The sequence below is a fragment of the Streptomyces sp. NPDC031340 genome, assembly GCF_055569945.1.
In genome coordinates this window covers 45140-53949 of sequence record NZ_JBVIIE010000044.1, presented here as the reverse complement: position 1 = coordinate 53949, position 8810 = coordinate 45140, and the positions used below count along the sequence as shown (strand labels likewise).

The 8810-nt window shown below is 72.6% G+C and carries 13 protein-coding genes; 8 read left to right on the top strand and 5 right to left on the bottom strand.

The window, feature by feature from the left end; translation table 11 throughout:
• Window positions 1–172: 172 nt before the first annotated feature.
• From ACZ5GT_RS29130 to ACZ5GT_RS29115, 4 genes are all read left to right on the top strand, one after another.
• Complete coding sequence (locus tag ACZ5GT_RS29130) at window positions 173–754, top strand: rhodanese-like domain-containing protein (protein WP_469031900.1); 582 nt, start codon at window positions 173–175, stop codon at window positions 752–754.
• Window positions 751–1686, top strand: coding sequence for a sulfite exporter TauE/SafE family protein (locus tag ACZ5GT_RS29125; RefSeq protein ID WP_469031899.1), 936 nt, complete (start codon window positions 751–753; stop codon window positions 1684–1686). The genes ACZ5GT_RS29130 and ACZ5GT_RS29125 overlap by 4 nt, the downstream gene beginning before the upstream one ends.
• 167 nt (window positions 1687–1853) lie before the next feature.
• Window positions 1854–2093 carry a metal-sensitive transcriptional regulator gene (locus ACZ5GT_RS29120; RefSeq protein WP_469031936.1) on the top strand — a complete coding sequence of 80 codons (240 nt, stop codon included), beginning with the start codon at window positions 1854–1856 and terminating at the stop codon, window positions 2091–2093.
• A gap of 117 nt (window positions 2094–2210) precedes the next feature.
• On the top strand, window positions 2211–2816 hold the full coding sequence (locus ACZ5GT_RS29115; protein ID WP_469031898.1) for a class I SAM-dependent methyltransferase: 606 nt from the start codon (window positions 2211–2213) through the stop codon (window positions 2814–2816).
• A gap of 41 nt (window positions 2817–2857) precedes the next feature.
• Here ACZ5GT_RS29115 and ACZ5GT_RS29110 read toward each other — a convergent pair whose 3' ends face one another.
• Window positions 2858–3532, bottom strand: a complete 675-nt coding sequence (locus ACZ5GT_RS29110) for a peroxiredoxin (protein ID WP_469031897.1) — start codon at window positions 3530–3532, stop codon at window positions 2858–2860.
• A gap of 272 nt (window positions 3533–3804) precedes the next feature.
• Here ACZ5GT_RS29110 and ACZ5GT_RS29105 point away from each other — a divergent pair, with 272 nt between their 5' ends.
• Window positions 3805–4056 carry a hypothetical protein gene (locus tag ACZ5GT_RS29105; protein ID WP_469031896.1) on the top strand — a complete coding sequence of 84 codons (252 nt, stop codon included), beginning with the start codon at window positions 3805–3807 and terminating at the stop codon, window positions 4054–4056.
• 272 nt (window positions 4057–4328) lie between these two features.
• Here ACZ5GT_RS29105 and ACZ5GT_RS29100 read toward each other — a convergent pair whose 3' ends face one another.
• Genes ACZ5GT_RS29100 through sqr form a run of 3 tightly spaced genes read right to left on the bottom strand, consistent with a single transcriptional unit; the run spans window position 4329 to window position 6390 of the window.
• A complete protein-coding gene (locus ACZ5GT_RS29100; RefSeq protein WP_469031895.1) occupies window positions 4329–4802 on the bottom strand; it encodes a DsrE/DsrF/DrsH-like family protein in 474 nt (157 codons plus the stop codon).
• Between the two features lie 15 nt (window positions 4803–4817).
• A complete protein-coding gene (locus tag ACZ5GT_RS29095; protein WP_469031894.1) occupies window positions 4818–5135 on the bottom strand; it encodes a TusE/DsrC/DsvC family sulfur relay protein in 318 nt (105 codons plus the stop codon).
• 16 nt (window positions 5136–5151) lie between these two features.
• Entirely contained in the window at window positions 5152–6390 is a 1239-nt protein-coding gene (gene sqr / locus ACZ5GT_RS29090) for a type III sulfide quinone reductase, selenoprotein subtype (RefSeq protein ID WP_469031893.1), read from the bottom strand.
• Between the two features lie 274 nt (window positions 6391–6664).
• Between sqr and ACZ5GT_RS29085 the strand changes: the two genes are divergently transcribed.
• Together ACZ5GT_RS29085 and trxA are read left to right on the top strand one after the other, a co-directional pair.
• Window positions 6665–7117 (top strand): OsmC family protein, encoded by a 453-nt coding sequence (locus ACZ5GT_RS29085; protein WP_469031892.1) that lies wholly within the window; start codon window positions 6665–6667, stop codon window positions 7115–7117.
• Window positions 7118–7195: 78 nt separating this feature from the next.
• Window positions 7196–7567 carry a thioredoxin gene (trxA, locus tag ACZ5GT_RS29080; RefSeq protein WP_469031891.1) on the top strand — a complete coding sequence of 124 codons (372 nt, stop codon included), beginning with the start codon at window positions 7196–7198 and terminating at the stop codon, window positions 7565–7567.
• 259 nt (window positions 7568–7826) lie between these two features.
• On the opposite strand, the gene ACZ5GT_RS29075 is transcribed toward trxA, so the two are convergent.
• Entirely contained in the window at window positions 7827–8411 is a 585-nt protein-coding gene (locus tag ACZ5GT_RS29075) for a rhodanese-like domain-containing protein (RefSeq protein ID WP_469031890.1), read from the bottom strand.
• An 84-nt stretch (window positions 8412–8495) separates the two neighbouring features.
• Between ACZ5GT_RS29075 and ACZ5GT_RS29070 the strand changes: the two genes are divergently transcribed.
• Window positions 8496–8783 (top strand): metal-sensitive transcriptional regulator, encoded by a 288-nt coding sequence (locus ACZ5GT_RS29070; RefSeq protein WP_469031889.1) that lies wholly within the window; start codon window positions 8496–8498, stop codon window positions 8781–8783.
• The last annotated feature ends 27 nt before the right edge of the window (window positions 8784–8810 follow it).

Here is an 8810-nt window from a genome sequence, read left to right as displayed (position 1 = left end):
TGTGGTTGGCTGTGGAGGGGAGGCAGACGCCCCCACCCCCCCACCCCCCCCCCCCCCCCCCCCCCCCCCCCCCGCCGCCCCCCCCCCCCCCCCCCCCCCCCCCCCCCGCCCCCTCTCCCCCTGCAGCGCCCCCACCTCTCCCCCTCCCCTCCAGCCACATCGAGGTACCCCCATGGCCACCGATGCCGACCAGCCACGACTCGAACCAGCCGCGCTCCGCGAGCTGACCCGCACCGGCGAAGGCCCCCGCCTGCTGGACGTGCGCACCCCCGGCGAGTTCCACACCGCGCACATCCCCGGCTCCTACAACGTCCCCCTGGACACGCTGCGCGAGCACCGCGCCGAACTGCTGCACCACCTCGACGAGGACGTCGTCCTCGTCTGCCGCTCCGGCGCCCGCGCCTCCCAGGCCGAGAAGGCGCTGGCCGAGGCCGGAATGCCCAACCTGCGCGTCCTCGAGGGCGGCGTCATGGCCTGGGAGGCCGCCGGCGGCACCCTCACCCGCGGTCCCGAGCGCTGGGACCTGGAACGCCAGGTCCGGCTGGTCGCCGGCAGCCTGGTTCTGGCCACCGGTGTCGCGGGCGTGTTCGTGCCCGGACTGCACCTGATCGGCACCGCCGTCGGCGCCGGACTGACCTTCGCCGCCCTGAGCAACACCTGCGCGATGGGCATGCTGCTGTCGAAACTGCCCTACAACCGCGGCCCGCGCACCGACATCGACTCGGTCGTCGCCGCCCTGCGGGGTGCGTCGTGATCGCCGTCATCATCGCCGCGTCCCTGCTCATCGGCATCAGCCTCGGCATCCTGGGCGGCGGCGGGTCCATCCTGACCGTGCCCATCCTGGTCTACCTGGCCGGCATGGAGACCAAGCAGGCCATCGCCACGTCCCTGTTCGTCGTGGGCGTCACCAGCGCCGCCGGTGTCGTCTCGCACGCCCGCGCGGGCCGTGTGCGGTGGCGGACCGGGCTCCTGTTCGGCCTGGCCGGCATGACCGGCGCCTACGCGGGCGGACGGTTCGCCGAGTTCATCCCCGGCACCGTCCTGCTGATCGCGTTCGCCCTCATGATGATCGCCACCGCCTTCGCCATGATCCGCGGCCGCAAGCAGCAGCCGAAGAAGGCCCACCACGAACTGCCCGTCATGCACGTCCTGCTGGACGGCATCGTGGTCGGCCTGGTCACCGGTCTGGTCGGTGCGGGCGGCGGCTTCCTCGTCGTCCCGGCGCTCGCGCTGCTCGGCGGGCTGCCGATGACCGTCGCCGTCGGCACCTCGCTGCTGGTCATCTCCATGAAGTCGTTCGCCGGGCTGGCCGGGTACCTCGCCAGCGTGCACATCGACTGGGGCTTCGCCCTGCTGGTCACGGCGGCGGCCGTCGTCGGCAGCGTCATCGGCGGGCTGCTGGCCGGACGCATCCCGCAGAACGCGCTGCGCAAGTCCTTCGGCTGGTTCGTCGCCGTGATGGGCGTCTTCGTCCTCGGCCAGCAGGTCAGCGCCGACCTGCGCCACACCCTGCTGACCAGCCCCTGGACGTGGGCCTCGGTGGCCGCCGCGGCGGGCATCGGGTTCAGCTGGTACACGCTGCGCAAGGCCGGGCGGGCGGCGCGCGGGGCGGACGGGCCGGACATGGCGGTTCCCCGTTCCGCGCGGGAGGACGCCGTGCACCAGGGCGACGGTACCCCCGTCTGACCACACGCGCCGGGGCGGTTCCCCCGCCCCGGCGCACCCGGAACCCGGCCTGGAGGACCTGGAGGAGGTGCCCGGTGGACGAGTCGGAAGTCGTACTCGAGCAGCACGAGCAGCGCGAGGAAGCGGACGCTGCCGCGGCCGCGGCAGCGCTCGACTCGACGGCGGAGGTGCTCAACCGGCTGCGCCGCGCCCAGGGGCAGCTCGCCGCCGTGATCTCCATGATCGAGGCGGGGCGCGACGGCAAGGCCGTGGTCACCCAGCTGGCCGCGGTCTCCCGGGCCCTGGACCGGGCCGGCTTCAAGATAGTGGCGGGCGCGATGCGCCAGTGCCTCACCGAACGGCACCGGGGACACACCCCGCCCCTGTCCGAGGCCGAACTGGAGAAACTGTTCCTGACGCTGGCCTGACGCCCCGGGACCACCGACCGGGCCGGGGCGGGCCGGCGCCGGGCCCTTCACACGTACGGTCTCCATCCGTACGACCTCCACCCCTACCACCTCCACGCGAAGGGACAGGCACACAGGATGGACGCAGAGGACTGGGACGCGCGGTACCGCGGCCGCGAGCTGGTGTGGACGGCACAGCCCAACCGGTTCGTCGAGGAGGAGCTGGCCGGGCTGCCGCCCGCCGGACGGGCGGTGGACCTGGCCGCCGGCGAGGGACGCAACGCCGTCTGGCTCGCCGGACAGGGCTGGGAGGTGGACGCCGTGGACTTCTCCGCCGTCGCGCTGGACAAGGCCGCCCGGCTGGCCGCCGAGCGGGGCGTGCCGCTGCGTACCGTCCACGCCGACCTCACCTCGTGGTCGGCCCCCGAGGCGCCCTACGGCCTGGCGCTGATCGCGTACCTGCACCTGCCGTGGGAGCGGATGACGGGGGTGCTGCGGCGGGCCGCGGAGGCGGTGGCCGTGGGCGGCACCCTGCTGCTGGTCGGCCACGACGCGGCCAACCTCGAGCACGGCCACGGCGGGCCGCAGGACCCGCGCGTGCTGTACACCGCCGAGCAGGTCGCCGACGTGTGGCGGCCGTACGCCGACATCGTGCGGGCCGAGCCGGTCACCCGCCCGGTGACCGACGCGGACGGCGAGCGCCGCACGGCCGTGGACGTGCTGGTGCGCGCCGTACGGCGCTGACGCCGCGCCACGCGGTCACGTGGCCTCGTGGCCTCGTGGCCTCAGGCCGGCTTGCCGGGCTTGGTCGCCAGGTACCAGTCGGTGAGCTTGACGCCCTCCTGGGTGAGGCGGGCCTCCAGTTCCGCCTCGGTGCGCGGGGCGCCCAGGACGACGTCCTCGCCCGGACGCCAGTTGGCGGGGCAGGACACGCCGTCACGGTCGGAGGTCTGCAGGGCGTCGACCAGCCGCAGGATCTCGGGGATCATGCGTCCGGCGTTCATCGGGTAGTACAGCATCGCCCGCACGGTCTGCTCCGGGTCGATGACGAACACGGCACGCACGGCGGCCGTGCCGGAGGTGTTCGGGTGGAGCATGCCGTAGGCGCGCGCGACACGTGTGTCGAGGTCGGCGATGATCGGGAACGGAACACGCACACCCAGCTTCTCCTGGATCGCCCGGGTCCAGGCGAGGTGGCTGTGGACGGAGTCCACGGAGTTGCCGAGCAGGGCGGTGTTGCGGGCGGCGAACTCGTCGGCGAGTTCGGTGAAGGCGACGAACTCCGTCGTACACACCGGGGTGAAGTCCGCCGGGTGGCTGAAGAGCACCAGCCAGCGGCCCGAGTAGTCGGTGAGCCGGACCGGGCCGTGGGTGGACTCGGCCTCGAAGTACGGTGCCTTGTCGCCGATGAGGGGCAGGCCGGCGGGGGCGGGCTGGGTCGGCTGGTCGGAGACGGTCATCGGAGGATCCCTCCAGGGCGATCACAGATGTCTGTATACCCCTTTAACGTATTTTCCCGGTCCCACCCGGTTGGAGGGCCGTACGACCGCCCGGCGGGGGGCCGTACGGCCCTGCCGACTTCCCCGTTCGCCCCTCGGGCCTCCGGGACGGCCGGACCTCCCCGCCGGAGGGAACAATCCGCGTGCGCACAGTGCTGTTCCTGATACCCCGCCCGGTATACGCGAAGGCGTCGGCCGGGACCCTGACCACTGGTCGTAGGAGTGTGAGGACGATGGCGATCCCGGAACGCACCCGGCCCATGGCGGCCGAGGACACCTCGCTCGTGACCGGCTGCGGACGCAGGATCGCCGTACGGTGCCTGCGCCTCGCGCCCGCCGACCGGCCCATCAGCCGGGTCACCCTGGACGTGGGACCGGACCAGGGGGACGAGCACGGCACCTGGGCTGCGCTCACCGCCGACGAGGCCCGCGACCTGGCCCGCCTGCTCCTGCTGCACGCCGGCCGGGCGGAACGCCGCTCCTGACCGGACGGCCGGACCGCCGGACGGCCGCAGTGCCGGACGGCCGCAGCGCCGGACGGCCGCAGCGCCGGACGGCCGCAGCGCCGGACGGCCGCAGCGCCGGACGGCCGCAGCGCCGGACGGCCGCAGCGCCGGACGGCCATAGCGCCGGACGGCTGGACGGCGTACCACCGGATCGCCGTCGAAGCGGCCACCGCCGCCGCACCTGGCGAGAGCGCCCCGTCCGGACTGCCGGAAGGGGCGCTCTCGCCAGGTGCGTCACTGACGCGTCCCGCTCAGGTGTAGATGATCTGCCCGCCGGCCGCGTGCTCGTAGAACTCGCCGACCGTGATGATGCCCTGCACCTGCTCCACCAGGTCGTCCTTGTCCAGTTCGAACAGGTCGACGGATGCCTTGCAGGCGTAGATCCCGGCGCCCGTGTCGGAGATCATCTCGATGAACTCGGGGATCGGCGGGATGTCGAGCTTGTCCATCTTGCGTTCCATGTACCGGGTGACCAGGTCGGGAACACCCGGCATGCCGCCCAGCAGGGTCGGCAGGTGCAGGCCCGGGTTGCCGACCGTGGCCAGCTTGATGTGCTCCCAGCGCTTCTTCGTGATGGCGTCCAGCCCGAAGAAGGTGAAGAACAGGTCGGCCTCGATGCCCTCGGCGCGGGCGCCGTTGGCCATGATCAGAGCCGGGTAGACGCCCTCCAGGGAACCCTTGGAGACGATGATCGAGACCTTCTGGATCGTGGCGACGTCCGCCATGACCGCCCCCTCCTCTCAGATGCAGCCGCGCGGCTTGGGGATTCCGGCGATCTTCGCGGCCGTCTTCGCCGGACCCTTGGGAAAGAGCTGGTAGAGCTCCTTCACGCTGACGCCGGAGCTCTTGCCGAGGACGCGGACGGTGGGTCCGGTGCCCTTCTCGGCGTACTGGGCGCGCATGAAGCGGATGACCGTCCAGTGCTGGTCGGTCAGGGTGTCGATGCCGCATTCCTCGGCGATCTGGCCGGCCATCGGCTCGGTCCACCGGCCGGGGTCGGTGAAGAAGCCTTCGTCGTCGACCGGTACGGGGGTGCCGTCGTAGGTGGCGGTGGGCATGACGGTTTCCTTTCGCTCAGGCGGGGAGGTGGACCTTGCCGCGCTCGGGCATCGCCGAGCCGATGCCGGGCAGGTCCCGGCCCGGCAGGAGGCTGTGCCAGTACAGCCACTCGAAGGCCAGCTTGCCGAGGTGGTTGGCGTGCGACTCCTTCAGCAGCGGCAGCCCCAGCGCGGCCGGGTAGTGCCCCGGCAGCGGCTCGGTGTCGTAGTTGAAGTCGATCAGCAGGGCCTTGTGGAAGCCGGTCTCCACGAAGCAGTTGGCGTGCCCGTCGAAAGACGCGTCCACCGGCCGCCCGTCGAGGAAGCGGCTGATGTTGCGCACCAGCACCTCGCCCTCGAAGTGGGCCACCGATCCGGCCTTGGAGGCGGGCAGACCCGCCGCATCGCCGATGGCGAACACCTCGGGACGGTCGGGGTGCTGGAGGGTGTGCGGATCGACCGGCACGAAGTCCAGCTCGTCGCCCAGGCCCTCGGAGCGTCCGACGTACGCGGCGCCGCCGTGCAGCGGGACGACGACCGCCAGGTCGAAGGGCACCTCGCGCTCGTCGTAGGAGACCAGCCGGCCGCCCGAGCCGTCGACCTCGCCGAGCGTGAACTCGGTGACCAGCTCGATGCCCTTGTCCGCCAGCAGTCCGCCCAGCGCCTTCGAGGCGACCGGCTTGGTGAAGGCCGCGTCGAGCGGGGTGGCGTAGGTCAGCCGGACCTCGTCGCGGATGCCGCGCCGCTGGAAGTACCAGTCGGCGAGGAAGGCGAACTCCAGCGGTGCGACGGGGCACTTGAGGGGCAGGTCCGCCACGTCGATCACGACGCGGCCGCCGTCGAAGCGCTCCAGCGCCCGGTGCAGTGCGGTGGCGCCGGGCAGGTCGTAGAAGGTGAAGACGTTCTCGCCCCAGCCGGGGCCGGTCAGGCCCTCGGTCTCCTCTGGCAGCAGCCGGGCTCCGGTCGCCACCACCAGCACGTCGTAGGCCAGCCGGATGCCGCCGGCGAGGTGGACGGTGCGGGCCTCCAGGTCGACCCGCTCGATCGGCGCCTGCTTGTAGTCGACGGCGTGCAGCTGCCGCGGGCGGGACCGGACGAGGTGGTGGGGCTGGGCGAGTCCGAAGGGGACGAAGAGGAGGCCGGGCTGGTAGAGGTGGTCGTCGTGCTGGTCGACGACCGTGATCCGGAGTTCGCTCTCGTCGTAGGCGCGGCGCAGGCGGTTGGCCGTCATGGTGCCGGCCGTTCCGCCGCCGAGAATCACGATGTGTTTGCCCATGGCTCCACAGTGGCGCCGGGCAGGGGAGCGTCGGCATGGGCCGCTGGTCCCGGGCCGGGTACCCACCGGGGTATGTCCGCGGGCCCGCCGGCGGACCATCGGCCCCCTCGCTCGCCGCGAATGCCCTGACGAGATACCCGCCAGGGTATATCGGCCCTGTCTCACGGGGACCAACAGTCCCCACCTCAGCCCGTCGGTCTCTACGTCCCGGCGCCCCGGGTGCGGTCGACTGGAGACGTCAGCGAGAGCGCATGCGAACGAGAGGGACCCGGCCATGACCGGCACCGCAGTACAGGACCCCGGCACGAACCGGCCGCGCGAGGCCGACGTGCAGCAATTCGAGGTCACCCACGTCGACCAGGACGCCTACGCCGTCGACATCCGCGGCCACCGGCTCCTGGTGGACCAGCCCGTCGCGGTGGGCGGCACGGACACCGCACCCACGCCGACGGAACTGTTCGCCGCCTCCCTCGCCACCTGCGTCGCCTTCTACGCGGGCCGCTACCTGCACCGCCACGGCCTGTCCCGCGCCGGGCTGCGGGTCCGCACCGAGTTCACCATGGCCACCGACCGCCCGGCCCGCGTCGCCTCCCTGCGCGTGGTGGTCGTCCCGCCGCCGGACCTTCCCGAGCAGCGCCGGGACGCCCTGCTGGCGGTCGCCTCGCACTGCACGGTGCACAACACCCTCCACCACACGCCCGCGATCGACATCGAACTGGAGGCGTGACGGGGCGCTGGAACAAATGCGGCCGGGCGCCTGTTGGAACAGATACCCCACTGGGTATACGAGAGGAGCGCGGAGCCCATGCCGACCGTCGAACTGACCAAGGAAAACTTCGAGGAGACCGTCACCGGTTCGGAGATCGTGCTGATCGATTTCTGGGCCGCCTGGTGCGGACCGTGCCGGATGTTCGCCCCCGTCTTCGAGAAGGCCGCCGAACGCCACCCGGACATCGTGTTCGGCAAGGTCGACACCGAGGCGCAGCCGGAACTCGCCGGCGCCTTCCAGATCTCCTCGATCCCCACCCTGATGGCGATCCGGGACCGGACCGTGCTGTACGCACAGCCCGGCGCCATGCCGCCGCAGGCCCTGGAGGAACTGATCGGCAAGATCCGCGCCGTCGACATGGACGACGTGCGCCGACAGGCAACGGCGGGGCCGGCCCGGCGCGGCTGACGACCGGTGCCCGGACATGACGGGGCGCCCGCGCCGAAGCTTCGGTGCGGGCGCCCCGTCATGTCCGGGCGCCCCGTCACGTCCGGGCCCCCCGTCACATCCGGCTCGCGGGCTCGGCGGCTCGTCCGCCCGGTGGCTGGGCGGCACTCCCCCGGCGGGTGGCCGCGCGCCGGGACGGCGGCGCCGGACCGCGTGCGGCAACGGACGCGAGGGCGCCCGCACCGGCCATCGGTGCGGGCGCCCTTTCCGCCTGCGGGGCTCAGCGCTTGCGCAGGGCCGCCAGCGCGGTGTCGAGGTCGGCGGTGCGGGGGCGGTTGTGGGGCAGCTTGGCCAGCATGACCGCCATGCCGCAGGTGTTCGTCAGGGCGGAGAAGACCAGGCCGCCCGCTATGCCGGCGGACAGGAACAGGAAGGCCGGGTGCACCAGCACGCCGAGCAGGAGCCCGAGCAGGACCACGGTGCCGGCGGTGAAGCGCACCTGCCGCTCCATGCTCCAGGAGGCGCGCGTGTCGCAGGCGACGGGGCGCTGCAGGTCGTTCCCCTCGGACGCCCAGGCGCCGGTGCCGCCCGCGAGGGTGGCGGTGACGATGCCCTCGGCGGCCAGCAGCTTGCAGGCGTTCTCCGAACGGGCGCCGGAGGCGCACACCACGAGGACGTCGCCCTGCTCGGCGGCGTGGCGGATCTCCGGCAGCGCCCGCCGGATGTGGTCCAGGGGGATGTTCACGGCGCCCGGAAGGTGACCGGAGGCGTACTCGCCGGGGGTCCGCACGTCGATGACGGTGAACTCGTGCAGCCGGCTGCGCGCCTGGTCGGTGTCGAGGGTGACAGGGGTGGAAGTGCTCATGGCAGAAGTGATCCTTATGGTCGACGTCGTCCCGAACCGGGACGTACAGTACCCCTAGGGGTATTGCTGTGAGGAGTGTGGGTCATGGAACTGGAGCTCGAGGGTGCGGACCTGAAGGCCGTGCTGAACCGGCTGCGCCGGGCGCAGGGTCAGATCTCCGGCGTGATCCGGATGCTCGAGGAGGGCCGTGACTGCGAGGACGTGATCACGCAGCTCGCCGCCGCGTCCCGGGCGCTGGACCGGGCCGGGTTCGCGATCGTCGCGACCGGTCTGCAGCAGTGCATGGCGGGCATCGGGTCCGGCCGCACGGACGGTGTCGGCACCGAGGAGATCCGCACCCGGCTGGAGAAGCTGTTCCTGTCCCTGGCGTAGGGACCGGCCGGCCGGGCGGGCCGGGAA